30 protein-coding genes are annotated in these 26904 nt (G+C 62.9%); 10 read left to right on the top strand and 20 right to left on the bottom strand.

Annotated elements, in window-relative coordinates; translation table 11 throughout:
• The first annotated feature begins 40 nt into the window (after positions 1-40).
• Positions 41-661, top strand: coding sequence for an LOG family protein (locus ACT54B_RS16570; RefSeq protein WP_476046385.1), 621 nt, complete (start codon positions 41-43; stop codon positions 659-661).
• Positions 662-673: 12 nt separating this feature from the next.
• Here ACT54B_RS16570 and rarD read toward each other — a convergent pair whose 3' ends face one another.
• On the bottom strand, positions 674-1594 hold the full coding sequence (gene rarD, locus ACT54B_RS16565) for an EamA family transporter RarD (RefSeq protein WP_476046384.1): 921 nt from the start codon (positions 1592-1594) through the stop codon (positions 674-676).
• Between the two features lie 448 nt (positions 1595-2042).
• On the opposite strand from rarD, the gene ACT54B_RS16560 reads away from it, so the two are divergent.
• The 4 genes from ACT54B_RS16560 to ACT54B_RS16545 all read left to right on the top strand — a co-directional run bounded on the left by ACT54B_RS16560 (position 2043) and on the right by ACT54B_RS16545 (position 3517).
• The gene (locus tag ACT54B_RS16560; protein WP_476046383.1) at positions 2043-2249 is read left to right on the top strand and encodes a hypothetical protein; all 207 of its coding nucleotides are present in this window, start codon (positions 2043-2045) and stop codon (positions 2247-2249) included.
• Positions 2250-2313: 64 nt separating this feature from the next.
• The gene (locus ACT54B_RS16555) at positions 2314-2550 is read left to right on the top strand and encodes a hypothetical protein (protein ID WP_476046381.1); all 237 of its coding nucleotides are present in this window, start codon (positions 2314-2316) and stop codon (positions 2548-2550) included.
• Positions 2528-2986: a type II toxin-antitoxin system VapC family toxin gene (locus ACT54B_RS16550; RefSeq protein WP_476046379.1), complete on the top strand. Its 459-nt coding sequence runs from the start codon at positions 2528-2530 to the stop codon at positions 2984-2986. The genes ACT54B_RS16555 and ACT54B_RS16550 overlap by 23 nt, the downstream gene beginning before the upstream one ends.
• A gap of 129 nt (positions 2987-3115) precedes the next feature.
• Positions 3116-3517 carry a VOC family protein gene (locus ACT54B_RS16545; protein WP_476046377.1) on the top strand — a complete coding sequence of 134 codons (402 nt, stop codon included), beginning with the start codon at positions 3116-3118 and terminating at the stop codon, positions 3515-3517.
• Here ACT54B_RS16545 and ACT54B_RS16540 read toward each other — a convergent pair.
• The 19 genes from ACT54B_RS16540 to ACT54B_RS16450 all read right to left on the bottom strand — a co-directional run bounded on the left by ACT54B_RS16540 (position 3469) and on the right by ACT54B_RS16450 (position 21570).
• On the bottom strand, positions 3469-4131 hold the full coding sequence (locus tag ACT54B_RS16540; protein WP_476046375.1) for a helix-turn-helix domain-containing protein: 663 nt from the start codon (positions 4129-4131) through the stop codon (positions 3469-3471). The two genes, ACT54B_RS16545 and ACT54B_RS16540, sit on opposite strands and share 49 nt — an antisense overlap.
• 45 nt (positions 4132-4176) lie before the next feature.
• Positions 4177-5793: a citramalate synthase gene (gene cimA, locus ACT54B_RS16535; RefSeq protein WP_476046373.1), complete on the bottom strand. Its 1617-nt coding sequence runs from the start codon at positions 5791-5793 to the stop codon at positions 4177-4179.
• Between the two features lie 35 nt (positions 5794-5828).
• A complete protein-coding gene (gene pip / locus ACT54B_RS16530; protein WP_476046371.1) occupies positions 5829-6785 on the bottom strand; it encodes a prolyl aminopeptidase in 957 nt (318 codons plus the stop codon).
• A gap of 11 nt (positions 6786-6796) precedes the next feature.
• Positions 6797-6919: a hypothetical protein gene (locus ACT54B_RS16525; RefSeq protein ID WP_476046370.1), complete on the bottom strand. Its 123-nt coding sequence runs from the start codon at positions 6917-6919 to the stop codon at positions 6797-6799.
• The gene (locus tag ACT54B_RS16520; RefSeq protein WP_476046369.1) at positions 6916-7392 is read right to left on the bottom strand and encodes a GFA family protein; all 477 of its coding nucleotides are present in this window, start codon (positions 7390-7392) and stop codon (positions 6916-6918) included. Before ACT54B_RS16520 ends, ACT54B_RS16525 begins: the two co-directional genes overlap by 4 nt.
• Positions 7389-7862 carry a GFA family protein gene (locus tag ACT54B_RS16515; RefSeq protein ID WP_476046367.1) on the bottom strand — a complete coding sequence of 158 codons (474 nt, stop codon included), beginning with the start codon at positions 7860-7862 and terminating at the stop codon, positions 7389-7391. The genes ACT54B_RS16520 and ACT54B_RS16515 overlap by 4 nt, the downstream gene beginning before the upstream one ends.
• A 40-nt stretch (positions 7863-7902) precedes the next feature.
• Positions 7903-9288, bottom strand: coding sequence for a cysteine--tRNA ligase (gene cysS, locus ACT54B_RS16510; RefSeq protein WP_476046366.1), 1386 nt, complete (start codon positions 9286-9288; stop codon positions 7903-7905).
• A 220-nt stretch (positions 9289-9508) separates the two neighbouring features.
• Entirely contained in the window at positions 9509-10249 is a 741-nt protein-coding gene (locus ACT54B_RS16505; protein WP_476046364.1) for an SDR family NAD(P)-dependent oxidoreductase, read from the bottom strand.
• 37 nt (positions 10250-10286) lie between these two features.
• Positions 10287-11774 carry an amidophosphoribosyltransferase gene (gene purF / locus ACT54B_RS16500; RefSeq protein WP_476046363.1) on the bottom strand — a complete coding sequence of 496 codons (1488 nt, stop codon included), beginning with the start codon at positions 11772-11774 and terminating at the stop codon, positions 10287-10289.
• A gap of 102 nt (positions 11775-11876) precedes the next feature.
• Positions 11877-12488 carry a CvpA family protein gene (locus tag ACT54B_RS16495; protein ID WP_476046361.1) on the bottom strand — a complete coding sequence of 204 codons (612 nt, stop codon included), beginning with the start codon at positions 12486-12488 and terminating at the stop codon, positions 11877-11879.
• Between the two features lie 99 nt (positions 12489-12587).
• The gene (gene radA / locus ACT54B_RS16490) at positions 12588-13988 is read right to left on the bottom strand and encodes a DNA repair protein RadA (RefSeq protein WP_476046360.1); all 1401 of its coding nucleotides are present in this window, start codon (positions 13986-13988) and stop codon (positions 12588-12590) included.
• 58 nt (positions 13989-14046) lie between these two features.
• Complete coding sequence (gene alr, locus ACT54B_RS16485) at positions 14047-15222, bottom strand: alanine racemase (protein WP_476046358.1); 1176 nt, start codon at positions 15220-15222, stop codon at positions 14047-14049.
• Between the two features lie 89 nt (positions 15223-15311).
• The gene (locus ACT54B_RS16480) at positions 15312-16808 is read right to left on the bottom strand and encodes a replicative DNA helicase (RefSeq protein WP_476046356.1); all 1497 of its coding nucleotides are present in this window, start codon (positions 16806-16808) and stop codon (positions 15312-15314) included.
• Between the two features lie 266 nt (positions 16809-17074).
• Positions 17075-17650 carry a 50S ribosomal protein L9 gene (rplI, locus tag ACT54B_RS16475; RefSeq protein ID WP_476046354.1) on the bottom strand — a complete coding sequence of 192 codons (576 nt, stop codon included), beginning with the start codon at positions 17648-17650 and terminating at the stop codon, positions 17075-17077.
• A gap of 30 nt (positions 17651-17680) precedes the next feature.
• Positions 17681-18655, bottom strand: a complete 975-nt coding sequence (locus tag ACT54B_RS16470) for a DUF2232 domain-containing protein (protein WP_476046352.1) — start codon at positions 18653-18655, stop codon at positions 17681-17683.
• A gap of 188 nt (positions 18656-18843) precedes the next feature.
• The gene (gene rpsR, locus ACT54B_RS16465; protein WP_476046350.1) at positions 18844-19092 is read right to left on the bottom strand and encodes a 30S ribosomal protein S18; all 249 of its coding nucleotides are present in this window, start codon (positions 19090-19092) and stop codon (positions 18844-18846) included.
• 13 nt (positions 19093-19105) lie between these two features.
• Positions 19106-19528, bottom strand: coding sequence for a 30S ribosomal protein S6 (rpsF, locus tag ACT54B_RS16460; RefSeq protein ID WP_476046349.1), 423 nt, complete (start codon positions 19526-19528; stop codon positions 19106-19108).
• A gap of 290 nt (positions 19529-19818) precedes the next feature.
• Positions 19819-20427 carry a YecA/YgfB family protein gene (locus ACT54B_RS16455; RefSeq protein ID WP_476046347.1) on the bottom strand — a complete coding sequence of 203 codons (609 nt, stop codon included), beginning with the start codon at positions 20425-20427 and terminating at the stop codon, positions 19819-19821.
• Positions 20428-20529: 102 nt separating this feature from the next.
• Entirely contained in the window at positions 20530-21570 is a 1041-nt protein-coding gene (locus tag ACT54B_RS16450) for an aldo/keto reductase (RefSeq protein ID WP_476046346.1), read from the bottom strand.
• Between the two features lie 190 nt (positions 21571-21760).
• Here ACT54B_RS16450 and fabD point away from each other — a divergent pair, with 190 nt between their 5' ends.
• The 5 genes from fabD to mltG all read left to right on the top strand — a co-directional run bounded on the left by fabD (position 21761) and on the right by mltG (position 26866).
• Positions 21761-22705 carry an ACP S-malonyltransferase gene (fabD, locus tag ACT54B_RS16445; protein WP_476046344.1) on the top strand — a complete coding sequence of 315 codons (945 nt, stop codon included), beginning with the start codon at positions 21761-21763 and terminating at the stop codon, positions 22703-22705.
• A gap of 57 nt (positions 22706-22762) precedes the next feature.
• Positions 22763-23500 (top strand): 3-oxoacyl-[acyl-carrier-protein] reductase, encoded by a 738-nt coding sequence (gene fabG, locus ACT54B_RS16440; protein ID WP_476046343.1) that lies wholly within the window; start codon positions 22763-22765, stop codon positions 23498-23500.
• A 299-nt stretch (positions 23501-23799) separates the two neighbouring features.
• Positions 23800-24036, top strand: coding sequence for an acyl carrier protein (locus tag ACT54B_RS16435; RefSeq protein WP_027675866.1), 237 nt, complete (start codon positions 23800-23802; stop codon positions 24034-24036).
• Positions 24037-24156: 120 nt separating this feature from the next.
• Positions 24157-25419 carry a beta-ketoacyl-ACP synthase II gene (gene fabF / locus ACT54B_RS16430; protein ID WP_476046341.1) on the top strand — a complete coding sequence of 421 codons (1263 nt, stop codon included), beginning with the start codon at positions 24157-24159 and terminating at the stop codon, positions 25417-25419.
• Between the two features lie 208 nt (positions 25420-25627).
• Positions 25628-26866: an endolytic transglycosylase MltG gene (gene mltG / locus ACT54B_RS16425; RefSeq protein ID WP_476046339.1), complete on the top strand. Its 1239-nt coding sequence runs from the start codon at positions 25628-25630 to the stop codon at positions 26864-26866.
• Positions 26867-26904 lie beyond the last annotated feature (38 nt).

Raw genomic sequence — 26904 nt, 5'->3', positions numbered from 1 at the left:
TGCTTGACGCGAGCGTCCTTTCCGGGTTCCCGTCCCCCTCATGACCATATCTGAACCTTCGATTCGATCCGTTTGCGTCTATTGCGGCTCCCAGCCCGGACACGACGGCGCTTATGTCCGCGCCGCCGAAACGCTTGGCCAATCCATCGCCGCGCATGGTCTTCGCCTCGTCTATGGCGGCGGCACCACCGGCATCATGGGCACGGTGGGGCGCGCGGTGAAGAACCACGGCGGCGGTGTGACCGGCATCATTCCGGAATTCCTTTTCGGCCGCGAGAACGTGGCCCGTGACAGCGCCTTCATCGACGACCTCGTCGTCACCGGCGACATGCATGAACGCAAGCACAAGATGTTCGAGCGGGCCGATGCGTTCGTCACGCTTCCGGGCGGCATCGGCACGCTTGAGGAAATCGTCGAGATCATGACCTGGGCCCAGCTCGGGCGCCATCGCAAGCCCATGGTGCTTGCCAATGTCAACGGCTTCTGGGACCCGCTGATGGATCTCATCCATCACATGCGCGGCGAGGGCTTCATCCACACCGGCCATCTCGTGCAGCCGATCCTCGTTTCCGATCCCGCGGAGATCGTGCCGGCCATTTTGAGAGCCGGACAGCAAAACGGCGCCACCGAGGGTGACGCCGCCGTGATTTCCCGACTTTGAGCGGGGAGGGCTTTACCGGCCCTTCCGCGCATTCTTCAGCATCGATCCCGTATAGACCAGCAGCGCCATCCAGATCAGCGGGAAGGCGATCATCTGCGCGCGGCCGAAGGGCTCGCCGAACACGAAGACCGCAAAGATGAAGATCATCGTCGGCGCAATATATTGCATGATGCCGATGGTGGAGAGCTTCAGCAGCTTCGCGCCATTGGCATAGAGCATCAGCGGCACGGCGGTGACGATGCCGCAGCCCGCCAGCATGAGCGTATCGAAGAGCGGCTTGTCGCCGGTCATGAAATGTCCCTGACCGGCCGACTGCAGATAGATGATATAGCCGAGCGCGGGGATCGCCAGGATCATCACCTCCAGAAAGAAGCCCTGATTGGGGCCGACCGGCAGCGTTTTGCGAAACAGGGCATAGAAGCCCCATGACACGGTCAGGCCAAGCGAAACCCAGGGCAGCCCGCCGGCCTCGTAGGTCAGCACCGCAACCGCCGCAATCGCCAGGGCGATGGCGACTTTCTGCGCGCCGGACAGTTTCTCCTTGAGCAACAGGGAGCCGAGCGCGATGCTGAACAGCGGGTTGATATAGTAGCCGAGCGCCGTATCGAGCGCCCGTCCGGCACCGATAGCCCAGACATAGAGCCCCCAGTTGACCGTGATCAGCGCCGCCGTCATGCAGGCGAGCAGCAGCGTGCGCGGCGAGCGCAGCGCCGCCTTCAGGTCGTTGGTCCGCTTCAGCACGATCAGCACGAGCCCGGCAATCGGCAGCGACCAGACGATGCGGTGCGCGATGACTTCAGCCGGCGAGATATGGGCGACCGCCTTCATGTAGATCGGCAGGAAACCCCAGAGCAGGTAGGCGGAGAGCGCATAGAGGAAGCCGCCGAGCGTATCTTCGTTCTTCGGCAAGACCGCAGCGCTTTGATCGGACATGGAATGGACCTGTTATCGTGATGAAAGCTGGGACGTACTCCTTATTGTGCCGATGCACCAATTCATTTCGCTGAAGCATAGGTGAATTGGGGTGGTGAAAGCCCGTTCTGTCGTCCGGATGCGCGTCCGTCAGCATCTTGCTCAAGAAAGAAATGACTAAATAAGCGTTGATCCATATGGCGGCTGTGCTAACCTTCGCTTCAGGATGCCGGCAGAAACCGGCATCCCGGGGCTTCGAAAACCCCGTACACGATGCGGCCGTGCCTTGATCGGCACGTCCCGAACCCTTTAGCGTCTTGGCCATGGCGGCCGGGAGGCCTCGGTCATGTCCAGAACTTCGGTTTAAAAGCCGGGGCGGTCGTTCGTGTACGGCTTTTCGAACTCCCGGTCACCGGTGGCTACCCCATGGCCGCCGGTGTCGTCTTCCTCAGGACAAAGGGAGTGCCGCGTGGACATCAACCGGATCTATGAGACATCGCCCGACTGGCTGAAGCTGATCTTCATTCTGGCGCCCTATGTCACCTTCTACGCCTCAGTCGGCCTCTGGGCCTATGTGAAGATCCGCACAAACCCTCCATCTCCCGTTCCGGATGCCCGCTTCGTGACCTACCGGGTCGACGAGGAGCAGACGCCCTATATCGCATTCAAGGAATGACGCTTGTATCCGGGCGTGACATAAGTTAGAATTAAGGAATATTGTAGGTTAGGATCTCGTCCACATGACAGTTTTGAGTTACAATACAGGCATGGACGATGCAAAAGTCATGCGACTGGCGGATGGAAGGCTCTTCGTACTCGATCCGAAGACCAATACCCATGTCGAAGTGCCGGGTGCAAATGCGATGCGGGATACCCCTCTGTCGCTGGATGAGCGGATCGACCTCACAATGCCCATTTATGATCAGGCTCTCGCCCTGAACGCTGTAAAACCGCGTGAACGGCGCAGGAAAGCGTAAAATTTTGTCGGGAGCATTGCTAGACAGCCATGCCCTATACTGGCTGGTAACGCAGCCAGAACGCTTATCGCTGGAGGCTTTGTTTGCTATCGCAGAAAGCGGCAGACAATCTCGCCTCTATGTATCGCCGATTTCCGTGTGGGAGCTGACAACCGCCGCCCTGAAACCTCCTGTCAGAAACCCGCCAGAGCTAGGGACCGGAGCGCCAGACATTTGGTTTAGGGAAGCATTCGCTGCAATTGGCTCGCGAATTGTCCCCATCCGGGAAAAAATTGCATTCGAGGCTGCTGAGGTCGTGCGCCGCACCGGCCATAAGGATCCCGGCGACTGCTATGTGATTGCCACGGCGCGGGTGAAGAACGTGCCGGTCGTCACCCGTGACCGGATCATACTCCGGCTGTCCGATGCGGGGTTTGTCGAGACCATTCCCTGCTGATCTCGACTATTCACTGACAACCGGCCTGCCTCATCGCACGCCTATCCTGACGCCTGCCAGCGGCCTTGTCGCGATCGTTCAAGACAGGGCCTTGTTGCTGATGGACAAAGTCCCGTCACGAAAAAGGAGATGACGATGATCTTTCGCTACACGATCCTTTACGTCGAGGATGTTGCGGCCACGCTGGACTTTTACGAACGGGCCTTCGGCCTGAACCGGTCCTTCCTGCATGAAACGGGGGACTATGGGGAGCTCGCGACGGGCGAGACCCGGCTTGCCTTCTCCTCCCGCAGCCTGATGCGCCAGCTTGGCAAGCATCCGGGCGCGCCGGACCCCGAGCGTCCGGTTTCCGAAGTGGCTTTCGAGACCGCCGATGTCCAGGCGGCATTCGATCGGGCCGTGGCTGCAGGCGCACGGCCGGTGCAGGCGGTCCGCGAGGAGGCCTGGGGGCAGGTGACCTCCTATGTCGCCGATCCGGACGGCTATCTGGTGGAAATCTGCTCGCCGGTCCAGTTGCCCAGCGCCGGTTGAGCCAGCAGGCGCAAGGTTCGGGCATCCCGGCGCAGCCGCGCGGGCGATGCCCCGAACCAGCGGACCAGGTCCCGGCTCATGTGGGCCTGGTCGCTGTAACCGCTGTCCGAGGCGATATCGGCAAGAGGCAGAGTGCCTTGAAGGCGCAAGGCTGCCCGGCGGGCCCGGCAAAGCAGTCTCCAGAAATCGGGAGGAGGCAGGCCCTCTTCGGCAAAGACCCGTTGCAGGCTCCGCACCGAAAGTCCGCTGTTTGCGGCAACGGAACGCACCGTTTCGTGGCGCGCGCCGAGAGCGAGGATCGCCTGATCGATATCGTCGGAAAAGCGCAGGCCGTTGCCCAGGATTTCGCTGGCCGCCTCCGGTCTTGCCCGGATGGCGGAAAGCACGGCTTCCTTCAGCGTCACGCCCGGCCGCAGCCGGAACCCCTCGATCCGCGTGCCGGCGGCAAGTTGCACGCTTCGGGGGCTGAAATCGAAATCCGTCAGCGCGGCCCGCTCGAAGCGATCGTCCCGTTGAAAGATGAGCAGGTCCCGGCACCCGTCCGGATAGATCAGCGAGGGTGCCGATCCACGCTCCAGATAGGTCCATCGCTCAAAAACTATGCCGCTGCTCATCCACCCGATCTAGCACCGCCTGCCTTGCGGGGCCAGATAGCCTGTTCACTCGGCCGCGATCCGTCCGGCGAGCGCCCGGTTCTTCATCAGCTTGTAGATGATGGAATCCATCAGGGCCTGGAAGGAGGCGTCGATGATGTTGTCGGAAACGCCGACGGTCCACCAGCGCGCGCCGGTCGCATCGGTGGATTCGATCAAGACGCGGGTGATGGCTTCGGTGCCGCCATTGAGGATACGCACCTTGTAATCCACCAGTTCCAGATCGGCGATTTCCGCCTGATAGGAGCCGAGATCCTTGCGGAGCGCCAGATCGAGGGCGTTGACCGGGCCATGACCTTCCGCGACCGACATGACGGTCGTTCCGTCCACGGCCATCTTCACCACCGCTTCCGACACGGTCTTGAGCTGACCGTTCGCATCGAAGCGCCGCTCCACCATCACGCGGAAGCTTTCCACGGTGAAAAAGTCGGGCACCGAGCCGAGAATGCGGCGGGCGAGCAGCTCGAAGCTGGCATCGGCGCCCTCATAGGCATAGCCGGTCGCCTCCCGTTCCTTCACCAGTGCGATCAGCCGGTCGAGCTTCGGGTCGTCCTTGTCGACCAGGATGCCGCGCCGCTTCAGCGCATTGAGGAAGTTCGATTTGCCCCCCTGATCGGAGACCATCACCTTTCGGAAGTTCCCCACGCTGTCGGGCGTCACATGCTCGTAGGTCCTGGGGTCCTTGAGCAGCGCCGAGGCATGAATGCCGGCCTTGGTGGCGAAGGCGGAGGCGCCCACATAGGGCAGCTGGTGGTCGGGCGAGCGGTTCAGCAGCTCGTCGAAGGAATGGGAGAGATGGGTGAGGCCCGACAGTCGCTCGGGGTCGATGCCGATCTCGAAACGGTCGGCATAGACCGGCTTCAGCGCCAGCGTCGGGATGATGGTCACGAGATTGGCATTGCCGCAGCGCTCGCCGATGCCGTTCAGCGTGCCCTGGATCTGGCGCACGCCCGCTTCCACCGCCGCCAGCGAATTGGCGACCGCCTGTCCCGTATCGTTATGCGCATGGATGCCCAGATGACTGCCGGGCACGCCTGCCGCAATCACAGCCGAAACGATGTCGCGCACCTCCTGCGGCTGGGTGCCGCCATTGGTATCGCAGAGCACGATCCACCGGGCACCGGCCGCATAGGCCGTGCGGGCACAATCGAGCGCATAGGACGGATTCGCCTTGTAGCCATCGAAAAAATGCTCGCAATCGACCATGGCCTCCCGGGAGGCGCCGCGGGCGGCTTCGACGCTGTCCCGGATCGAGGCGATGTTTTCCTCGAGCGTGCAACCGAGCGCCACATGGACGTGATAGTCCCAGCTCTTCGCCACGAAACAGATGGCATCGGCCTTGGCCTGCAGGAGGACAGCAAGCCCCGGATCGTTGGAAGCGGAAACGCCCGCCCGCTTCGTCATGCCGAAGGCAACGAAGCCGGCGGATTGTGTGCGCCTGGCCCCGAAAAAGGCGGTATCGGTCGGATTGGCGCCGGGATAGCCACCCTCGATGTAGTCCATGCCGAATTCGTCCAGCAGCTTGGCAATCGCGATCTTGTCCTCGACCGAGAAGTCGATGCCGGGCGTCTGCTGCCCGTCCCGGAGGGTCGTGTCGAAGAGATAGATCTTGTCGCGGTTCATGGTTGCTGTCCGTATCGGATGGAAAGAGGGTCGTCTCATGCCTTGGCGAAATGGTCGGTGGCGCGCACCAGCGCATCGGTGATGCCGGGCTCCATGGCGGAATGACCGGCGCCCTCGATGATCTCGAACTTCGCCTTCGGCCAGGCCTTGTGCAGCGCATAGGCATAGCGGAGCGGGCAGGGCATGTCGTAGCGCCCGTGGACGATGACACCGGGAATGTCCTTCAGCCGGTCCGCATCACGGATCAGCTGGCCTTCTTCGAGCCAGCCGGCATTGACGAAGAAGTGGTTCTCGATCCGCGCGAAGGCGAGCGCAAAATCATCCTCGCCGAAGGTGGTGCTGTTGCCCCGATCGGGCAGCAGGGTGATCGTCTCGCCTTCCCAGAGGCTCCAGGCCTTGGCGCAGGCAATCTGGACGGCGCGATCGCTGCTGGTCAGACGGCGGTTATAGGCGAGCATCATCTCGTGCCGCTCTTCCGGCGGAATGGGTGCCAGGAAGCGCTCCCACTTGTCGGGGAACATTTCGGAGACGCCGAATTGGTAGTACCAGTCGAGTTCCCCCTTGGTCAGCGTATAGATGCCGCGCAGCAGCAGTTCGGTGACGCGCTCCGGATGGGTTTCCGCATAGGCAAGCGCAAGCGTCGATCCCCAGGATCCCCCGAAGACCTGCCACTTTTCGACCCCCACCATCGCGCGCAGCCGCTCGATGTCCTCAACCAGATGCCAGGTCGTGTTGGCTTCGAGATGCGCATGGGGCGTGGACTTGCCGCAGCCGCGCTGATCGAACAGCAGCACGTCATAGACGTCAGGGTTGAAGAACCCACGGTGACCGGGATTGATGCCGCCGCCGGGACCGCCATGCAGGAACACTGCCGGCTTGCCGCCGGGCTTGCCCACCCGTTCCCAGTAGATCACATGCCCGTCGCCGACATCCATATGGCCGGAGGCATAGGGTTCGGTGATCGGATAGAGCGTGCGCAGGGTCTCGGTCATGGCATTTCCTCTCAACGGTTCACATAGATGAGCACGCCTGCCACCACGAGCACGATGACGATGCCCTTGGCGATCAGGCCGTACAGCAGCCATTTCGGCATGCCGAGTTCGGGTTTCTTCTGCAGCTCGCTCACGGTCGGTCCTCCGGCGGCCAGGTGTCGGTGTCATGATCCGGGTGCTGATGGGTGCCGAGCGCCACGCGGGCGAGCCAGTCGGAAGACAGGTGCTCCGCCTCATCGGGCAGGCTGGCGAGCTGCGGGGTAAAGGAAAGACGGGCGGCCTGGCCGGACTGGATCTCCGGTGCAGCGCGCTCCGGTTCGTCCAGCGAGCCCAGGGTCACCGCCATGTCCCCGCTGTCCATCGGGTCGAAGAACAGCGGCGTGCCGCATTGACTGCAGAAGCCCCGCCGCACCACGTCGGAGGAATGAAACCAGGAGGCCGAGCCCCGCGTGAGGGTGAGGCTTGTCTTTGGCGTGGTCCCCAGCGGCAGGAAATAGTTGCCCGATGCCTTCTGGCACATGCGGCAATGACAGAGATGGCGATAACCGATCTCCCCCTTTATGCGGTAGCGCACCGCCCCGCACTGACATCCACCCGTATGGGTCATTCCTGCCTCCCGTGCCAGCCTTCGGTATCGTGATCGGGATGCTGGCGGCTCTTGAGCTTCTTCAGGTCGTCTTCTGTTCGATAATCGCCCGTTTCCTCCGCCGGAAGGGCGACCATTGTCTCAAACCAGGCAACCCGGCTTTCCGTACCGGATTGCCTGGACAGGGCTGGCAGCCCGTTCGGATCGTCGAAAGTCCCCATGGCGAGCTCATAGGCCTCGCCGTCCTCCCGCATGTAGAGCGGTGTGCCGCAGGCCGCGCAGAAGCCGCGCGAAACGATGGAGGAGGAGCGGAACACGCCCGGCGTGCCCCGCGTCCATTCGAGCTGGCTTTCCGGTATGCTGACGAGCGCGGCCCCGAAATTGCCGAATGCCTTCTGGCACATCCGGCAATGACAGATCACCGCGTCCCCGGGCGCACCTGTCACCCGAAAGCGAATTGCTCCGCACTGGCAGCCACCGGCGAGCATCATGGACGTGATGCCCCCGTCAGGCCTGATCCCTGGAGGTCCATCACCGCTTCAGCTCCCACGTGGTCACGCGCTCGCCGGTGGCGGGGTCCTTTCCATCCTTGAGCTGCACGCCCTTGGCGGAAAGATCGTCGCGGATCTTGTCGGCCTCGGCGAAATTCTTCGCCTTCAGCATTTCAAGCCGCATGGCAACCAGAGCCTCGACCGCAGCGGAGAGATCGTCCGAGACCTCCACCTTTTTCAGTTGCACGCCGAGAAGGGCGGCACTGGCTGCAAAGCGTGCGGCTGCTTCCGGCGAGGACGACGCCTCGCCCGCGAGTGCATGCAGGGCCTGGATGGCGGCCACGGTGTTCAGGTCGTCGGCCAGCGCCTCAACCACCCGGGGGTCGGGAGCAGAGCCATTGGCTTCCGCTACCGGCCACTTGGCGATCAGCCGCTCGGCCTCTTCCAGCCGCTTGGCGGAAAAGTCGATGGGCTCGCGATAATGGGTCATCAGCATGGCGACCCGGAGGACCTCGCCCGGCCATTTGCGGCCGGAAAACTGCTCCGTCTCCAGCAGTTCATGGATGGTGAAGAAGTTGCCCTCGGACTTGGACATCTTCCGCCCCTCGATCTGCAGGAAGCCGTTATGCATCCAGACATTCGCCATGACGTCCGTGCCATGGGCGCAGCGTGACTGGGCGATCTCGTTCTCATGATGCGGGAAGATCAGGTCCAGCCCGCCGCCATGAATGTCGAAGACCTTGCCGAGATAACGCTCGCTCATGGCGGAGCACTCGATATGCCAGCCCGGACGGCCGCGGCCCCAGGGGCTTTCCCAACCGGGTTCCGACTCGGAAGAGAGCTTCCAGAGCACGAAATCGCCGGGGTTCTTCTTGTGCGCCTCGACGGCAATGCGGGCGCCTGCCTGCTGCTCGTCGAGATTGCGCTTCGAAAGCTGGCCGTAATCGGGCATCGCGCGGGTATCGAACAGCACTTCGCCACCCGCCACATAGGCAAAGCCCCGGGCAATCAGCGTCTCGATGATCGATATCATCTCGGCGATGTTCTCGGTCGCGCGCGGCTGCACCGTCGGCTCAAGGCAGCCGAGCGCCTTCGTATCGGCCTGATACTGCTGGTCGGTCTTCTCCGTCACCCGCCGGATCGCATCGTTGAGCGGCAGGCCAGGATGGTCGCGCAGCGCGCGGGCATTGATCTTGTCGTCCACGTCCGTGATGTTGCGGGCATAGGTCACATGCGCCTCGCCATAGACGTGCCGAAGCAGCCGGAACAGCACGTCGAAGACGATGGCCGGGCGGGCATTGCCGATATGGGCGAAGTCGTAGACGGTCGGGCCGCAGACATACATGCGCACATTGTCAGGATCGATCGGGGTGAAATCGACCTTGCTGCGTGTCAGTGTATTATAAAGCTTCAGGGGCGTGCCCATATGTCCGTTTCTCCAAACCATACATGATCGAACCGGCCGGACCGGGACGTTTGTCATCTGCGATGGAAGGAAGACGAAAACGGCCAGGCCAGCGACGTGCTAGCGAATAATAATGCAGCAGATGCAAAGGGCCGTGTTCATGGCTGGCTTTATCGCGCGAAGCGCGCGGACCGTCAAGGGGGAGGAGGGGCAAGGTCGGCGCTTGCCCCCTGAGAAAGCCTTATTCCGGCAGCCGGTATTCCTTGAGCTTCTTCTCGCGGACCACGTAGAGCTTGCCGGTCTCGGTCAGCGCGGGGCCGCAAAGCGGCAGGATGGCCTCGGCCACTTCGGAAGGATGCGGCAGGGTTGCCGGATCTTCGCCGGGGAATGCCTGCGCGCGCATCGCGGTGCGGGTGCCGCCGGGATCGACGGAAACCACGCGCAGAGCGGTCCGCTGGCTTTCGCCGGCCCAGGTGCGGGCAAGCGCCTCAACCGCCGCCTTGGAGGCGGAGTAGGGACCCCAGAAGGGCATGCACTTGTGAGCGGCGCTCGAGGAGAGAAGCACGGCACGGCCCTGGTCGGATTTGGTCAGCAGCGGATCGAGCGAGCGGATCAGCCGCCAGGTGGCGGTGACGTTGACGGCCATGACCTTGTCGAACACCTTGGCTTCCACATGGCCGACCGGAGAAATCACGCCCAGCACGCCGGCATTGGCAACCATGATGTCCAGCTTGCCCCAGCGCTCGTAGATCGCGCCGCCGAGCGCATCGATTGCCTTCATGTCGGTGAGATCGAAGGGCACCAGCGTCGCTGAGCCGCCCGCGGCCTTGATCGCGTCGTCCAGTTCTTCCAGCCCGCCCACGGTCCGCGCGCAGGCCACCACATGGGCACCCGCCTTGGCCAGCTCCAGCGCGGTGAAATAGCCGATGCCGCGCGATGCGCCGGTAACGACGGCGATCCGGCCTTTGAGATCGGGAGTCATGAAATGCCTTCTTCCTGCTGAGAGATCGGTCCGGACATCAGCCGGAAACGAGCATCGAAACCTTGCGGCCCATCTTTTCGCCTTCCTTGTCCAGAAGGCGGGTCGGATAGTCGCCGGTGAAATAATGGTCGGTGAACTGCGGGTTCTCCGGATCGCGCTTCACGCCGCCCACCGCGTCATAGAGACCGTCGATGGACAGGAATTCCAGCGAATCCGCACCGATGTACCGGCACATGGAGGCGAGATTTTCATGCTGGTTGGCGAGCAGTTTTTCCCGGTCGGGCGTGTCGATGCCGTAGAAATCCGGGTGATAGATCATGGGGCTCGCGACGCGCAGATGCACTTCCTTGGCGCCCGCATCGCGGATCATCTGCACGATCTTCACCGAGGTGGTGCCGCGCACGACCGAATCGTCGACCAGAACCACCCGCTTGCCCTCGATCATCGCACGGTTGGCCGAGTGCTTCAGCTTCACGCCAAACGCGCGGATCTGCTGGGTGGGCTCGATGAAGGTCCGGCCCACATAATGGTTGCGGATGATGCCGTATTCGAAAGGAATGCCGCTCTGCTGCGCATAGCCGAGCGCTGCCGGCGTGCCGCCATCCGGCACCGGAACCACCACATCCGCATCGATAGGCGCTTCCTTGGCCAGGTTCATGCCCATGTTCTTGCGGGTCACATAGACGCTGCGTCCCCCCACGACCGAATCCGGCCGGGCGAAATAGACATATTCGAACAGGCACAGCTTTTCCGGCTGCGGGCGGGCCGGCGGGCGGGATTCGATGGAGATGGAGCCATCCGGCTGGATCTCGCAGATCACCACTTCGCCATTCTGGATGTCGCGGACGAATTTTGCCCCGATGATATCGAGCGCGCAGGTTTCCGAGCAGAAGATCGGCTTGCCGTCGAGTTCGCCCATGACCAGCGGACGAATGCCGATCGGATCGCGCGCGGCGATCAGCTTGGTGCGGGTCAGCGCGATCATCGCATAGCCGCCCTCCATCTGGCGGATCGCGTCGATGAAGCGGTCCGTGGTGGAGGAATGGCGGGAACGGGCGATCAGATGCAGCACCACTTCCGTGTCGGAGGTGGACTGGCAGATCGCGCCCGTCGCGATGATCTGGCGGCGCAGCGTCAGGCCATTGGTGAAATTGCCGTTATGGGCAATGGCAATGCCACCTTCCTCGAGTTCCGCGAACAGCGGCTGGACGTTGCGAAGCGCCACTTCGCCCGTGGTCGAATAGCGGGTATGGCCGATGGAGGCGGCGCCGGGAAGGCGCGCCAGCGTGGCCGGCTTGGTGTAGTGATCGCCGACGAGCCCCATGTGCTTTTCGGTGTGGAACTGCCGACCGTCGAAGGAAACGATGCCCGCCGCTTCCTGACCGCGATGCTGGAGCGCGTGCAGGCCGAGTGCCGTCAGCGTTGCCGCCTCGGGATGCCCGAGAATGCCGAATACGCCGCATTCCTCATGCAGCGTATCGCCGTCGAGTACGTCGCGGAAGGAGGTCGTCTGGCTGTCGATCATTGCTTTAAAGCCCTTCAAAGCTTCGAATGGAAACGCTTGACGACGGCCCCGGCGCCCGGAACCGTCATGCCCGGGCGCAAGGCCCGGAGAGAGGTCCGGGGTTCAGTTCGTGGTCGTATTGTTGGTCGCGGGCGCAAGCGCCGGCGCTTCATCCTGCGGGGCGACATTGTTCTCCGGATTGTCCGGAGAGGTCTGGTCTTCGCCGCCACCCATCTTCTTCTTGATCTGCTCGTCGATATCGGCGGGCAGCGCTGCCTGCAGCTTCACGACAAGCGCATCGAGCATCGGCTTGGACTTGGAATTGTTCACCCAGTCAGGACGCTGCTTGGGTTCGACCAGCCAGTTCCAGAAGGCAACGGCGACCACCAGCAGCAGGATGGCGCGCGCGGCCCCGAACAGGAAGCCGAGGGTGCGGTCCAGCGCGCCGATCCGGCTATCGATGATGAAGTCGGCAATGCGCATGGTGATGAAAGAGATCACGATCAGCGCCACAATGAAGATGGCCGCCGCCGAGCCGGCAATCGCGATCCGCTGGTCATCGGTATATTTCAGCGCATAGGGCACCAGCATCGGGTAGAAGTAATAGGCCGCCGCGGCCGAACCGCCCCAGCTCGCGATCGACAGAACCTCGCGAGAAAATCCGCGGACCATGGCAAGCACGGCGGAAAAAAGCGTTACGCCGATGACGATCCCGTCGAAGATGGTGATGGGCATCCGAATTGTCTCCAGGGCGGCCCCGATCGATGCGGGTGCGCCAAAGCCGTGTTTCCACTTTGCCCGCCCGCCATGGGAAACATGCCGGGCCGGGCCACGTCAATCGTCTTCCGCAGGCCGAAGCGCGCCGCGCGAGCCGGCGATGCGCGCAACCAGATCCGGCAGGCTGTCGATTTCCGTCCAGCGTCCGCCGTGCCCCTTGGGCGTATCTGCGGAGCCAGCGGGCAGGATCGCCGCCGAAAATCCCAGTTTCTCCGCCTCCTTGAGGCGCTGGGCGGTGTGCGCAACCGGCCGGATGGCCCCGGACAGGCTGACTTCGCCGAAATAGACGCAATCGGCCGGAAGGGCAAGACCGACAAGCGACGAAACCAGTGCGGAAGCCACCGCCATGTCCGCTGCCGGCTCCGTGATACGGTAACCGCCCGCCACATTCAGGTAGACGTCGTGCTGCCCCAGCCGCACCCCGCAATGGGCCTCGAGCACGGCGAGGATCATCGAAAGCCGCGCCGAATCCCAGCCCACCACCGCCCGGCGGGGTGTGCCGAGCGAGGTGGGAGCCACCAGCGCCTGCACCTCCACCAGCACGGGCCGCGTGCCTTCGATGCCCGCGAAAACGGCCGCACCGGGCGCTTTCTCGTTCCGCTCGCCCAGGAAAAGCTCGGACGGGTTGGACACTTCCCGAAGCCCGCGATCCGACATTTCGAACACGCCGATCTCGTCCGTCGGGCCGAAGCGGTTCTTCACGGTGCGGAGAATGCGATAGTGATGGCCCCGGTCGCCCTCGAAATAGAGCACCGCATCCACCATATGCTCGACCACGCGGGGACCGGCGATCTGGCCTTCCTTGGTGACGTGCCCCACCAGCACCATGGCGGCCCCCGTCTGCTTTGCGAAGCGGATCATCGCCTGAACCCCGGTGCGCACCTGGGTCACCGTGCCCGGCGCGCTGTCGGCCGTATCGCTCCAGAGGGTCTGGATCGAATCGATGATGACGAGGTCCGGCCGCTTGCCTTCGCCGATGGTGGCGAGAATGTCTTCCACATTGGTCTCGGCCGCCAGCAGCACATCGGTCGATGCGGCCTCCAGCCGCTGCGCGCGCAGCCGCACCTGCGCGACCGCCTCTTCGCCCGACACATAGATGATCCGGTGACCGCGCCGGGAGAGCGCCGCCGCGGCCTGCATCAACAGGGTCGACTTGCCGATCCCGGGGTCGCCGCCGATCAGCACGGCCGAGCCGCGCACGAAACCGCCGCCGGTGGCCCTGTCCAGCTCGGATATGCCCGTATGGATGCGCGGGGCTTCCTCGATCTCGCCCGACAGCGAGGTCAGCGTTACGGCACGGCCCTTCTTCGGCACCTTGCCGGGAGCGGAGCCGATGCCGCCCATCGGATCTTCCTCGACGATGGTGTTCCACTCGCCGCAGCCGTCGCATTTGCCGGCCCAGCGGCTGTGGACGGTCCCGCAGTTCTGGCAGATGAATTGGGTACGCGCCTTGGCCATGCAGGTCCTCTGCCGCGAAGGCGGCGGTCAAACGATCAATGGGGGAGCTTGTCCTTCCTCAGAAGGATTCGTCCCTTAGATAGAGACGCTCGTAGCGCAGTCCAAGGGCCGTCAGCAAATCATATTCGATTGTGCCGGCGGAAGCGGCGACCTCGCTGAGCGGGCGGTCCGGTCCGAAAAGCTGGATATAGTCGCCGGCGCGGATCGCACCTTCGGGCAGATCGGTCACGTCGAAGATGGTCGTATCCATCGTCACCCGGCCGACGACGGGCAGAAGATGGCCCTTGAACCAGGCGCGGCCAGACGGCGAGCCATCCTGTCTTTGCAGGACGGTGCCGCTCGAAAGCCCGCGAGGAAAGCCGTCGCCATAGCCCGCAAAGGCAACCGCCAGACGGGAATCGCGGGTGAAGCGATGCGTCGCGCCATAGGAAACCGCTTCGCCGGCCTTCGCCTGCCGCACCTGAAGGATACGGGCTTCCGCCGTCGCCACCGTCACCAGGCTTTCGGGGAGCGTGACACCCCCGGTTTCGCCATAAAGCGAGATGCCGGGCCGGGTCAGGTCGAAATGATAGTCGGATCCGAGCGCAATGCCACCGGTCGCTGCAAGGCTTGCCTCGACGCCCTCGAAGGCCGCGGCGATCTCGCGGAAGCGAAGAAGCTGCTGCGCATTCTCGGGGGCGCCCGGCGTATCGCCGCACATCAGATGGCTCATCACGAGGACCGGCGAGAAGGCCATCGGCACGGAATTGTCATCGGAAAGCTCCAGCGCCTCCTCGACGGTGAGGCCCAGCCGGTTGAAACCGGTATCCACCTGCAGCGCGCAGGGGTAGGGGCCATAGTCGGACAGCACCGTCATCCAGTGGGTCAGCTGCTCATAGGAGGCGATAACCGGCACCAGATCGTTCTCGAAGATGATCTGCTCCGTTCCCGGCCAGATGCCGGTCATCACGAAAATCCGCGCCTCGGGCGCGACCGCCCGCAGGCTTGCGCCTTCCGGTGCAGTCATCACGAAGAAATCCCGGGCGCCCGCCTCGTGCAGCGCCTCGCCGCAATCCTCGATTCCCAGCCCATAGGCATCCGTCTTCACCACCGCGCCCGTGCGCGCCCGGCCGGAAAGGCGGGCCATGGTGCGCCAGTTTTCGGCCAGCGCCGCAAGATCCACCGTCAGACGCAGAGGCGCATCCTCGAAGGCAAGGGAACCGGGAATGGGGAAGAAATCGGGGTGATCGGTCATGGCGGGCTTATTGCGCGCCAATCGTGTCAGGTCAATGGCGCTGCCTGAGGAGAGAAACCCGCCGGGCGATGCCGGCGGGCGTGTCGGGCTCAATGTTCTTCGTACTGGATGAAGCTCGGATCGGCGAGGTCCGCAAAGCGGGTGAACTCGGCCTGGAAGGCGAGCTTCACGGTTCCCGTCGGTCCGTGACGCTGCTTGGCAATGATCACGTCGGCGGTGCCGCGCACCTTTTCGAAATGGGCTTCCCATTCCGGATATTTCGGATCATCCGGATCGCGCGGTTCCTGGTTCTTGACGTAATATTCCTCGCGGAACACGAACAGCACCACGTCGGCGTCCTGTTCGATGGAGCCGGATTCACGCAGGTCCGACAGCTGCGGGCGCTTGTCGTCGCGGCTTTCCACCTGACGGGAGAGCTGGGAGAGCGCGACGATCGGCACGTTCAGTTCCTTGCCGAGCGCTTTCAGGCCGGTGGTGATTTCGGTAATTTCCTGCACGCGGTTCTCGCCGGCCTTCTTGGAACCGGTCATCAGCTGCACATAGTCGACGACAAGCACGTCGAGGCCGCGCTGACGCTTCAGGCGACGGGCGCGGGCGGCAAGCTGGGCAATGGAGATACCACCGGTCTGGTCGATATAGAGCGGCACCTTCTGCATCATCATCGAGCAGGCAACCAGCTTCTCGAAATCCGCATCGGTGAGATCGCCACGACGAATCTTCGACGACGAGACTTCCGTCTGCTCGGAAATGATACGGGTGGCGAGCTGTTCGGCCGACATTTCGAGCGAATAAAAGCCGACGACACCGCCGTTCCGCGCCTTCATCGAGCCGTCCGCCTGGACCTCGGCATCATAGGCGGCTGCGATATTGTAGGCGATGTTCGTCGCAAGCGAGGTCTTGCCCATGCCGGGACGACCCGCGAGGATGATCAAGTCCGAGCGCTGCAGACCGCCCATCTTCGAATCGAGCGACTGGATTCCGGTCGAAATGCCCGACAGGCCCCCGTCGCGCTCCTTGGCGGCCGCAGCCATGTCGATCGCCTGGGCGACCGCATCGGTAAAGGTCTGGAAACCGCCGTCATAGCGGCCGTTTTCCGCAAGGTCGAAGAGGCGGCGTTCCGTATCCTCGATCTGTGCCTGCGGCGGCATGTCCAGCGGCGCGTCATAGGCGATGTTGACCATGTCCTCGCCGATGGTGATCAGCGCACGGCGGAGCGCCAGGTCGTAGATGGCGCGGCCATAATCCTCGGCATTGATGATCGAGACGGCTTCGGCGGCAAGGCGCGCCAGATACTGGGCAACGGTCAAATCCCCCACCTTCGCTTCGGCGGGCAGATGGGTCTTGATCGTCACCGGATTGGCTGTACGGCCCATGCGGATGATGTCGCCGGCAACCTCGAAGATCTTCCGGTGCAGCGGCTCGAACAGGTGGATCGGCTTCAGAAAGTCCGAAACCCGGTAATAGGCATCGTTGTTGACGAGAATTGCGCCGAGCAGGGCCTGCTCCGCCTCGATATTGTTCGGGGCTTCGCGGTAATGCGGATCGGCCGGGTTCGGTGGGGCGATCTTGCGCGCAGCTTCATTCATGGGGTGGGGATCCGTCCATCGTCTTGCAAGCGGTTACATTTAGCCGAGAGGCCGGCCCGGGACAGCGGAAACTTCGCTGCCCACAGTGATTCACAGGCACCGGCGGGGGAAAGGGCATAAATGCCGGGCTCACCCATCTTTCCGGTTGACAGTGACATTGCCGAGTCGGCCAGGCCATCCGGCACCATAGCATCGATCAGTTATAGAACAAAACAAAAACGCCCGGGCAGGCCCGGGCGTTTCCAGTCCCTTGCGGGAGAAGAAGATTACTCTTCGTCGCCGTCGCGGTCGGCTTCCGGATCGAAGAAGTCTTCCGGACGCAGGGCGTCTTCGTCCACGCCGTAGATGGCGTCGGCGGAGGTGAGGGTTTCACCCTTGGCCTGACGGGCGGCTTCTTCGGCCGAACGGGCAACGTTCAGCTCGACGGAGGCTTCGACTTCGGCGTGGAGGGCCAGTTCGACCGTGTGCAGGCCGATGGACTTGATCGGCGTGTTGAGGACGATCTGGTTGCGGCCGACGTTGAAGCCTTCGGCAGCGAGTACGTCAGCCACGTCACGGGCAGCAACGGAGCCGTAGAGCTGGCCGGTTTCGCCGGCAGCGCGGACGACCACGAAGGACTTGCCGTTCAGCACGTCTGCGATCTTCTGGGCTTCGGAGCGGCGCTCCAGGTTGCGGGCTTCGAGCGTGGCGCGCTCGGATTCGAAGCGCTTCTTGTTGGCTTCGTTGGCGCGCAGCGCCTTGCCGAGCGGGAGCAGGTAGTTACGGGCAAAGCCGTCGCGAACCTTGACGGTTTCGCCCATCTGGCCAAGCTTGGCGACGCGTTCGAGCAGGATGACTTCCATTTCAGTGTTCCTTTCAGTGAAGTTCGAATGTCAGGTGTTGTTGGTGGGCGCTGCGCCGGCTCCGGGAGCCGATGTCAGCGCGATGGCTTGCCGCGAATCCGTCAGACCCAGCATCATGATGACGAAGGCGGGGAAGACCAGAACGAACGAGGCGAGATAGGCAAAGATGAGAAGCGGAAGCCGGAAGGACTTGCCGCGAGTCCGGAAATGCAGCACCGCAAATCCGGAAATCAGAAAACCGGCGACGAAGGCACCCGCAACCGTGGCCCCGATCAGGCCGAGCGGGCCGCCGACGAAGGCGAGGGCCATGGCACCCAGCAGTACGAAAATCGCGTTGCGGTTCATCCGCAAGGCGGAATTCATGTTCTCCCGCGGACGCACCGGCCGGCCGGAGGCGGCGACCAGCCGCGTCGCGAGATAGTAGGTCGAGAACTGGGTAACCACCCAGGTCATGGCCTGCGCCGCCGGAAGGATGTGGAACAGCACCTGCTTCGTCTGTGCAACGGCAGCCGGGTCCGGCACCGGCGCTTCCGGCTGGCCGGCCGAGGCTTCGAGCAGCATGTCGACGACCCGGTTCACGAGCTCTGGCCCATAGCCGATCATCGCCCCGGTGATCACCACGGCGACCGACACGAGAAGGCACAGTTGCAGCAGCAGATTGGGCAGGGGATACCAGGCGAGCATGTCCTTCGGGCCACCGATCTCGACGGCAGGCCGCGCGAGATTGGCGAGATGGCTGATCCAGCCGGCAGGCAGGAAGGAAATGACCGCCACGAGAAGGGCAGCCTGCGGCGACACCGTGATGCCGATGACCGATGCGCCGGTGACGACCGCAATCGCGGCGGCGGCATGACCCCATCCGAGGCCTGCAATCAGAATGGGCAGCGTCGATATGGCATAGAGCGTGAAGGTCAGCGAGGCACTCTTCACCGCGCCGAGCACCAGAAGTGCGGCGGTGATGCCTGCCAATAGGCCGAGACCGGCTATTTTACTGTCCAGCTTCATCTCTACTCGCTGTCCTGCGGGTTTCGCAGTTAGAGGCGCCGGTCTGTCCGGTTCAGCCCCAACATGGGTTTTGAATTCCAGGGTCTCCGATCCGCGCCCAACGGGGAAGGGAGGAGGGCAGGGCGGAAACCGCCTTGCCCGGAGCAACCGTCATCCCGCAACGGATGCGGGATGACGCCGAGTCAGTATCAGGATACGACGTAGGGCAGCAGGCCGAGGAAGCGGGCGCGCTTGATCGCCTGGGCGAGTTCGCGCTGCTTCTTCTGGGAAACGGCCGTGATGCGGGAAGGAACGATCTTGCCACGCTCGGAAATGTAGCGCTGCAGCAGACGGACGTCCTTGTAGTCGATCCGCGGTGCGTTCGCGCCGGAGAAGGGGCAGGTCTTGCGGCGGCGGTGGAACGGGCGGCGTGCCGGGGAAGAGGATACTTCAGCCATCGGTCAGAACTCCTTATGCACGGTCTTCGCGCGGACGGCGCGGACGGTCGGAACGGTCACGGTCGAAGCCGCGCTCCGGGCGGTCGCCATCGCGGCGCGGACGGTCGTCGCGGTCGCGCTTCTGCATCATGGCAGACGGGCCTTCTTCATGGGCTTCGACTGCAATGGTCATGTAACGAAGGATGTCTTCGTTGATGCGCATCTGGCGCTCGACTTCCTGGATGGCCGCTGCCGGAGCATCGATGTCCATCAGGGCGTAGTGAGCCTTGCGGTTCTTCTTGATGCGGTAGGTGAGGGACTTGAGGCCCCAGTTTTCGATACGGCCAACCTTGCCGCCGAAAGATTCGATAACACCCTTGTACTGTTCGATCAGGGCGTCCACCTGCTGTCCGGATACGTCCTGACGAGCAAGGAATACGTGTTCATAAAGAGCCATTGGCTTGCCTTTCTTGCGTTTCAAATCATCCGGTTTCGGCGGCTAAGCCTCAACGACTGCTCCTGATCGGTTGCAAACCGAGGCAAGAAAAGCGTTTCCGAGACGGTCGAGAGCGGAGACACGGGAGGCTGGAACCCTTGGTTCCGAGCGGTCTGGCAAAAGCCCGACCTGCCCTCCGTTCAGCCACCAGCCAGAAGACCGGATGTTGCGAACAGGCGCGCTTATACGCATTTTCGCCAGGATGGCAAGGGGAAGGGCGGATTTTCCCTGCCCCCGGCCGGGAGTTTGCCTCAGGAATTGAGGTGTGAGCGCTGCGAGCCGCGCTCGCCGCCGTGATAGAGCGCCATGACCGCATAGGGGATGATGTCCGGGGCGGCCTCGTGCACTTCGGCGAGATCCTCCTCGCTCACTTCCTCGGCCTCGTCTTCCGGATCGGCGATGGCGACGAGACCCATGAGGTTCATCAGCGCTTCCGATACCTCGTCTTCGCCGTTTTCCAGATAGGCGCTCCAGGAATCGATCCTGAGATCCATGGCGCGGCTGAAGCCGATGGCCCAGATTTCCCAGATGACCTCTTCCGTTTCCGCATCGATATCGAAGATCGGTTCGAAATTGTCGTTCGCGAGTTCGTCTTCGACGCTCTTCTTGTAATCGCGGATCAGGGCACGGAAGGCCTGCGCGTCGGCAACGCTTTCAAACGGACCGCCATCGTCTTCGCTGTCCCAGATTTCCCGCAGCCACTCGTCTTCGGGGATCACTTCGGGGGAGGTCAGGATACCGCAGAGATAGCCGTTCAGTTCGCTGAGCACCATGGCGACGTTTTCGCCCAGCCCGGCAAGAGCCTCGTCCACGCGGATCGCCAGCTCCGGCAGTTCGTTGAAACCTTCTGCGTTTTCCATTGTCGTATCACTTTCGTCCGGTGGGCCAGTTCGGCCCGTCAATAAAAATGCGGCGCCCCGCGACGCCGCATCTTAAGGCAATAATCGCTCTCTGTCCCACTTTTACATCGGCAGCGGATATTTGCGGTGGATACGTTCGATCTCTTTCAGAAGCTCGGGCGAGAGGGTGACGTCCTTGGCGCTGATATCCACCTTCAACTGCTCCATGGTCGTTGCGCCGATGATGACGGAGGTCATGAAGGGCTTGGTCAGGCAATAGGCGAGCGCCATCGCCGCGGGCTCGAGGCCGTGTTCCCGCGCAAGCGTCACATAGGCGCGGGTGGCTTCTTCCTGCGAAGGCACCAGCCGGCCGCCGATATCGCCGAAATCGGCGCGCGAACCCTTGGGACGGGCGCCGTCGAGATACTTGCCGGAGAGCAGGCCGCCCGCCAGAGCGGAGTAGGCGAGCAGGCCGACATCTTCGTGATGGGACACTTCTGCCATGTCGAGATCGTGATGGCGGTAGAGCAGATTGTACTCGTTCTGGATCGACGCGACGCGCGGCAGGCCGTGGGCGGCTGCAAGTTCCAGATATTTCATGGTGCCCCAGGCGCTGTCGTTCGAAAGGCCGATGGCCCTGACCTTGCCGGCCTTCACGAAGCCGTCCATCGTCTCGAGAATCATCCGCGTGTCGGCGGCGGCTTTCTCCCGGTTCTGCCGGGCGGCGTCGAAGCCCCAGTACTGGCGCCAGTGGAAGTGGCCCCGGTTGGGCCAGTGAATCTGGTAGAGATCGATATAATCGGTCTTCATGCGTCGCAGGCTGCCGTCCAACGCCTCCTGCATCCCGGCCGCATCGATGGGACGGCCGCCGCGGATATAGGGACGCCCCGGGCCGGCAACCTTGGTGGCGAGGATGATATCCTTGCGCTTGCCGGTCTTCTGGAACCAGGTGCCGATATAATCTTCGGTCAGGCCCTGGGTTTCGGCCGAGAGGGGCGTGACGGGGTAAAGCTCTGCAGTGTCGAAGAAATTCACGCCGGCATCGACGGCATGGGACATTTGTTCATGGGCTTCGGCTTCCGTGTTCTGCGTGCCCCAGGTCATGGTGCCGAGACAAATCTCGGATACGGATATGCCGGTGCGGCCAAGCAATTTGTACTTCATGGAAATGGCTCCTCGGGAGGAAAAAGGCTGGATATGCGGTCCCGCAATGTAGTGGGTAGCGCCTGCTCTTCAAGGCCATCCGGGGCAAATATGGTTCGCTTCGATCGGATTGCGGAAACGGCCCAACACTTGACTCATTCCGGCAGAATGTGAATGGAAAGGAAAAATTCGTGGAAGGAGCCTGAACCTCATGGCAATTGCATTCACCTTTCCGGGCCAGGGCAGCCAGGCCGTCGGCATGGGCAAGGAGCTGGCGGCGGAATTCGCCGAAGCACGGGCCGTCTTCGAAGAGGTTGACGAGGCTCTCGGCGAGAAACTTTCGGCCACGATGTTCGAGGGCCCGGAGGACGCGCTGACGCTGACCGCCAATGCCCAGCCGGCGCTGATGGCCGTCTCCATGGCGATCATCCGGGTGATGGAAGCCCGCGGCCTCTCGCTGAAGGACAAGGTGGCCTATGTCGCCGGTCATTCGCTGGGGGAATATTCCGCTCTCTGCGCCGCCGGCACGTTCTCGCTCGCCGATACGGCCCGGCTCCTGCGCATCCGTGGCAATGCCATGCAGGCAGCCGTTCCGGTCGGCAAGGGCGCCATGGCGGCGATCATCGGTCTGGAACACGGCGATGTGGAAGCCGTTTGCGCGGCTGCCCGCGCCGAGGGCTCGGTGCAGATCGCCAATGACAATGGCGGCGGCCAGCTGGTGATTTCCGGCGAAAGGACGGCCGTGGAAAAGGCAGCGGCCCTCGCATCCGAAAAGGGCGCCAAGCGCGCGCTGATGCTGCCCGTCTCCGCCCCCTTCCATTCGACTTTGATGGCGCCCGCCGCAGAGGCCATGCGCGAAGCGCTGGCCAAGGTGACGAAGAATGCGCCGGTCGTCCCCGTCATCGCCAATGTGCGTGCGGCTCCGGTTTCCGATGCGGATGAAATCGCCCGCCTGCTGGTCGAGCAGGCCACCGGTCAGGTCCGCTGGCGCGAAACCGTCGAATGGTTTGGCCGGAATGGCGTGACCACGCTTTATGAAATCGGCTCCGGCAAGGTGCTGACCGGGCTTGCCCGTCGCATCGACAAGAGCGTCAACGGCGTCGCGGTCAATGCCGCTGCCGACATCGACGCCGCCCTGGCCGCGCTGAACGCCTGATCCCTTCGGACGGCGGCCCGAAGGGCGCTGTCCCCGACCCTGGAAAGGATGACTTTCATGTTCGATCTTACCGGCCGCAAGGCCCTCGTTACGGGCGCAACCGGCGGCATCGGCGAAGAGATCGCCCGCGCGCTTCATGCCCGGGGCGCCATCGTGGCCCTGCACGGCACCCGCGCCGAAAAGCTGGAGCAGCTTGCCAACGACCTCGGCGAACGCGTGCACGTCATGCCCGCGAACCTCGCGGATCGCGATGCCGTCAAGGCGCTCGGCGAGAAGGCGGAAGCCGAACTCGGCGGCGTCGACATTCTCGTCAACAATGCCGGCATCACCAAGGATGGCCTTTTCGTGCGCATGAGCGATGCGGACTGGGATGCGGTTCTGGAAGTCAACCTCACCTCCGTCTTCCGCCTGACCCGCGAACTGACCCATCCCATGATGCGTCGCCGCTACGGCCGCATCATCAACATCACGTCGGTGGTGGGCGTGACCGGCAATCCCGGCCAGGCGAACTACTGCGCCTCGAAGGCCGGCATGATCGGCTTCTCGAAGTCGCTCGCCCAGGAAATCGCCACCCGCAACGTGACGGTCAACTGCATCGCCCCCGGCTTTATCGAAAGCGCCATGACAGGCAAGCTCAACGACAAGCAGAAGGAAGCCATCATGGGCGCCATCCCGATGCGCCGCATGGGCACGGGTGCCGAAATTGCATCCGCAGCCGTCTATCTGGCCTCCTCTGAAGCCGCTTACGTGACGGGCCAGACGCTGCACGTCAACGGCGGCATGGCGATGATCTAATCGTTTTGCAGCTGTGCGGCGAAGCCGGCCGGTTTTCGCCCGATTTGCATGTTGACCGATGCTTTGCCGGACATTTTCTGGCTTTGCGGCGAATGCAAACCGTGTTAAGCGGGCCATGGCTGTTGAGATCCTGAGGGGTTCCGACCGGTTGGCATGGGGGACAATTCCACCCGCCGAAGGGAACCTGGGGAGGTTAACGGAATTTGCAGGCATGTGGCGTCCGAAACGGTCGCCGCCGGCAATCATCAGTAAGGATGCCCTCGGGCGTCCAGGTTAAGTCAAAGGTCGAGGAAACCGACATGAGCGATATCGCAGAACGCGTGAAGAAAATTGTTGTTGATCATCTTGGCGTGGACGCCGACAAGGTTGTTGAAGGCGCAAGCTTCATCGACGACTTGGGCGCTGACTCGCTCGATACCGTTGAGCTGGTCATGGCCTTCGAAGAAGAATTCGGCGTTGAAATCCCGGATGACGCAGCAGACTCGATCCTGACCGTCGGCGATGCCGTCAAGTTCATCGAGAAGGCCCAGGCTTAAGCCCCGGTTTCCCCTTGATATGGCGGGTTCTCGTGAGAGAACCCGCTCTTTTGCCCGGGTTTCCGGGCATTTGTTTCTTCATCGGTAGCAATTGACCGAAAATAGGGTGGATCACGAACGATGAGACGTGTCGTTATCACCGGTACCGGCATGGTATCTCCTTTGGGCTGCGGAACGGAAGTCACCTGGCAAAGGCTCATCGCCAGCCAGAATGCGGCCCGCCTCGTGACGGAATTCGAGGTCGATGACCTCGCCGCAAAAATCGCCTGCCGCATTCCCACCGGCGATGGCACGGACGGCACCTTCAATGTCGATCAGTGGATGGAGCCGAAGGAACAGCGCAAGGTTGATCCCTTCATCATCTATGGCATGGCCGCCGCCGACATGGCGCTGGCGGATGCCAACTGGCACCCCGTAACCGACGAGGACCAGATCGCCACGGGTGTGCTGATCGGTTCCGGCATCGGTGGCCTCGAAGGCATTGTCGAGGGCGGCTATACGCTGAAGGAAAAGGGCCCGCGTCGCCTGTCGCCCTTCTTCATTCCTGGCCGTCTCATCAATCTCGTGTCCGGTCACGTCTCGATCCGCCACAAGCTGCGCGGCCCGAACCATTCCGTCGTCACGGCCTGCTCCACGGGCGCCCACGCCATCGGCGACGCGGCGCGCCTGATTGCGCTTGGCGATGCGGATGTCATGGTTGCGGGCGGCACCGAGAGCCCCATCTGCCGCATTGCCCTTGCCGGCTTTGCCGCCTGCAAGGCGCTTTCCACCCAGAACAACGACAATCCGCAAGCGGCCTCGCGCCCCTATGACCGCGACCGCGACGGTTTCGTCATGGGCGAAGGCGCTGGCATTGTCGTGCTGGAAGAGCTGGAACACGCCAAGGCCCGCGGCGCGAAAATCTATGCCGAAGTGGTCGGCTACGGCCTCTCGGGTGATGCGTTCCACATCACGGCCCCCTCTGAGGATGGCGATGGCGCCTATCGCTGCATGGGCATGGCCCTCAAGCGTGCCGGCCTCACGCCTGCCGACATCGATTATGTCAATGCCCATGGCACCTCGACCATGGCGGACACGATCGAGCTGGGGGCCGTCGAGCGCCTCGTTGGCGATGCCGCCTCGAAGATCTCCATGTCGTCGACCAAGTCGGCCATCGGCCATCTTCTCGGCGCCGCCGGTGCGGTCGAGGCCATCTTCGCGACGCTGGCGATCCGTGACAATATCGCGCCGCCCACGCTCAACCTGGACAATCCCGAGCGGGAAACCAAGATCGACCTCGTGCCGCACAAGGCGCGGGAGCGGGAAATCAACGTGGCCGTGTCGAATTCCTTCGGCTTCGGCGGCACGAATGCCTCCCTGGTGCTGAAGCGCTACCAGGCCTGAGGCCGAAAAAAAGACGGGGGCTCAGGCCTCCGTCATCTTCAAATGCGTCGCTCCCGGAGGATCCGGGGGTGCTGTGGCGAAGTGGCCTGGCCAGCGCCGGAACCTGTTTTTGCCGCATTCCTTGGCTTAGACCGGGGAATGCTGCGGCATGAGCGAACCGTCCGGCCAGGCAAGCGCTTGGCGCCAGCAAACAAATCATGAGGATGACGTGAGCGACAGCGACCTGAACAAAGATCCCTCCGCCCCTGAACAGCCCGCGTCGACGGGCGGCTCGGGACCGATCATTCCCAAATCTGCGAATGAAGCGCTCAAGCCGGAGCGCGTGCCGATGCCGCCGACCCGGTCGCGCGGGGCGCGGAGCCAGGTGGTGATCTTTTTCAATTTCCTGATGACGCTTGCGGTCTTCGGCGCACTGGCGCTCGGCGTGGTCGCCTATTATGCGCTGTCCGCCTTTACGGCCCCGGGCCCGCTGGAAACCAACACCACCTTCCAGGTGCGTCAGAAGATGTATCTGGACGACATCGCCAATTCGCTGGAGCGGAACAACATCATTTCCGACTCCCGCATCTTCCGTTACGTCGCGCCGACCTATCTCAAAGGCGATACGCTGAAGGCAGGCGAATACGAGATCAAGGCCGGCTCCTCCATGAAGGAAATCATGGAGCTGCTGCGCTCGGGCAAATCGATCCTCTATTCGATTTCCTTCCCCGAGGGGCTGACAGTCCGCCAGATGTTCAACCGCATGCTGGAAGACCCGGTGCTGGAAGGCGAGCTGCCGTCCGAGCTGCCGCCTGAGGGGTCGTTGCGCCCCGATACCTACAAGTTCTCCCGCGGCACGACCCGTCTTGAAATCGTCAAGCAGGCGCGCGCCGCCCAGGAAAAGCTGGTCGATGAAATCTGGGAGCGGCGCGATGCCTCGCTGCCCATCGAGAACAAGCAGGAATTCGTCACCCTTGCGTCCATCGTGGAGCGGGAAACGGGCAAGGCCGACGAACGGCCGCGCGTTGCCTCCGTCTTCCTGAACCGTCTGAAAAAGGGCATGCGCCTGCAATCGGATCCGACCATCGTCTACGGCATTTTCGGCGGTGAGGGGAAACCGGCTGACCGGCCGATCTACCAGTCGGACCTGAAAAAGGATACGCCCTACAACACCTATATCATCAAGGGACTGCCGCCCGGGCCGATTGCGGCACCCGGCAAGGCTGCGCTGGAAGCGGTCGCCAATCCCTCGCGCACCGGTGACCTCTATTTCGTTGCCGATGGCACCGGCGGACATGTCTTTGCGGAAACGCTGGAAGAGCACAATTCCAACGTCAAGCGCTGGCGAAAGCTCGAGGCGGCTAAGGGCAATAGCGAGGATGTGGCGGTCGACGGGCAGCCCGCCGACGAGGTGGCGCCCGACGCAGAGCAGCCGAAACAGAACAAGAAAAAGAAGAAGCAGAACTGAACCGCTGCCGCCACGCGGGCCGTGGCGGAGCGCATCAC

This window comes from Gellertiella sp. DMC107 (assembly GCF_056313605.1).
The sequence above is the reverse complement of the archived record's forward strand: the minus strand, read 5'-3'. Positions and strand labels throughout refer to the sequence as shown.

What these genes read in the sequence shown, in the direction of transcription:
- ACT54B_RS16480 (WP_476046356.1), bottom strand. Translation starts at nt 16,808, where the DNA reads ATGAATGAAGCTGCGCGCAAGATCGCCCCACCGAACCCGGCCGATCCG.
- ACT54B_RS16555 (WP_476046381.1), top strand. Translation starts at nt 2,314, where the DNA reads ATGACAGTTTTGAGTTACAATACAGGCATGGACGATGCAAAAGTCATG.
- ACT54B_RS16545 (WP_476046377.1), top strand. Translation starts at nt 3,116, where the DNA reads ATGACGATGATCTTTCGCTACACGATCCTTTACGTCGAGGATGTTGCG.
- rarD (WP_476046384.1), bottom strand. Translation starts at nt 1,594, where the DNA reads ATGTCCGATCAAAGCGCTGCGGTCTTGCCGAAGAACGAAGATACGCTC.
- rpsR (WP_476046350.1), bottom strand. Translation starts at nt 19,092, where the DNA reads ATGGCTGAAGTATCCTCTTCCCCGGCACGCCGCCCGTTCCACCGCCGC.
- ACT54B_RS16450 (WP_476046346.1), bottom strand. Translation starts at nt 21,570, where the DNA reads ATGAAGTACAAATTGCTTGGCCGCACCGGCATATCCGTATCCGAGATT.
- radA (WP_476046360.1), bottom strand. Translation starts at nt 13,988, where the DNA reads ATGGCCAAGGCGCGTACCCAATTCATCTGCCAGAACTGCGGGACCGTC.
- ACT54B_RS16470 (WP_476046352.1), bottom strand. Translation starts at nt 18,655, where the DNA reads ATGAAGCTGGACAGTAAAATAGCCGGTCTCGGCCTATTGGCAGGCATC.
- rplI (WP_476046354.1), bottom strand. Translation starts at nt 17,650, where the DNA reads ATGGAAGTCATCCTGCTCGAACGCGTCGCCAAGCTTGGCCAGATGGGC.
- fabD (WP_476046344.1), top strand. Translation starts at nt 21,761, where the DNA reads ATGGCAATTGCATTCACCTTTCCGGGCCAGGGCAGCCAGGCCGTCGGC.
- ACT54B_RS16495 (WP_476046361.1), bottom strand. Translation starts at nt 12,488, where the DNA reads ATGCCCATCACCATCTTCGACGGGATCGTCATCGGCGTAACGCTTTTT.
- fabF (WP_476046341.1), top strand. Translation starts at nt 24,157, where the DNA reads ATGAGACGTGTCGTTATCACCGGTACCGGCATGGTATCTCCTTTGGGC.
- ACT54B_RS16505 (WP_476046364.1), bottom strand. Translation starts at nt 10,249, where the DNA reads ATGACTCCCGATCTCAAAGGCCGGATCGCCGTCGTTACCGGCGCATCG.
- rpsF (WP_476046349.1), bottom strand. Translation starts at nt 19,528, where the DNA reads ATGGCTCTTTATGAACACGTATTCCTTGCTCGTCAGGACGTATCCGGA.
- ACT54B_RS16570 (WP_476046385.1), top strand. Translation starts at nt 41, where the DNA reads ATGACCATATCTGAACCTTCGATTCGATCCGTTTGCGTCTATTGCGGC.
- ACT54B_RS16455 (WP_476046347.1), bottom strand. Translation starts at nt 20,427, where the DNA reads ATGGAAAACGCAGAAGGTTTCAACGAACTGCCGGAGCTGGCGATCCGC.
- cysS (WP_476046366.1), bottom strand. Translation starts at nt 9,288, where the DNA reads ATGGGCACGCCCCTGAAGCTTTATAATACACTGACACGCAGCAAGGTC.
- purF (WP_476046363.1), bottom strand. Translation starts at nt 11,774, where the DNA reads ATGATCGACAGCCAGACGACCTCCTTCCGCGACGTACTCGACGGCGAT.
- alr (WP_476046358.1), bottom strand. Translation starts at nt 15,222, where the DNA reads ATGACCGATCACCCCGATTTCTTCCCCATTCCCGGTTCCCTTGCCTTC.
- ACT54B_RS16540 (WP_476046375.1), bottom strand. Translation starts at nt 4,131, where the DNA reads ATGAGCAGCGGCATAGTTTTTGAGCGATGGACCTATCTGGAGCGTGGA.
- pip (WP_476046371.1), bottom strand. Translation starts at nt 6,785, where the DNA reads ATGACCGAGACCCTGCGCACGCTCTATCCGATCACCGAACCCTATGCC.
- cimA (WP_476046373.1), bottom strand. Translation starts at nt 5,793, where the DNA reads ATGAACCGCGACAAGATCTATCTCTTCGACACGACCCTCCGGGACGGG.
- ACT54B_RS16435 (WP_027675866.1), top strand. Translation starts at nt 23,800, where the DNA reads ATGAGCGATATCGCAGAACGCGTGAAGAAAATTGTTGTTGATCATCTT.
- ACT54B_RS16515 (WP_476046367.1), bottom strand. Translation starts at nt 7,862, where the DNA reads ATGATGCTCGCCGGTGGCTGCCAGTGCGGAGCAATTCGCTTTCGGGTG.
- ACT54B_RS16520 (WP_476046369.1), bottom strand. Translation starts at nt 7,392, where the DNA reads ATGACCCATACGGGTGGATGTCAGTGCGGGGCGGTGCGCTACCGCATA.
- fabG (WP_476046343.1), top strand. Translation starts at nt 22,763, where the DNA reads ATGTTCGATCTTACCGGCCGCAAGGCCCTCGTTACGGGCGCAACCGGC.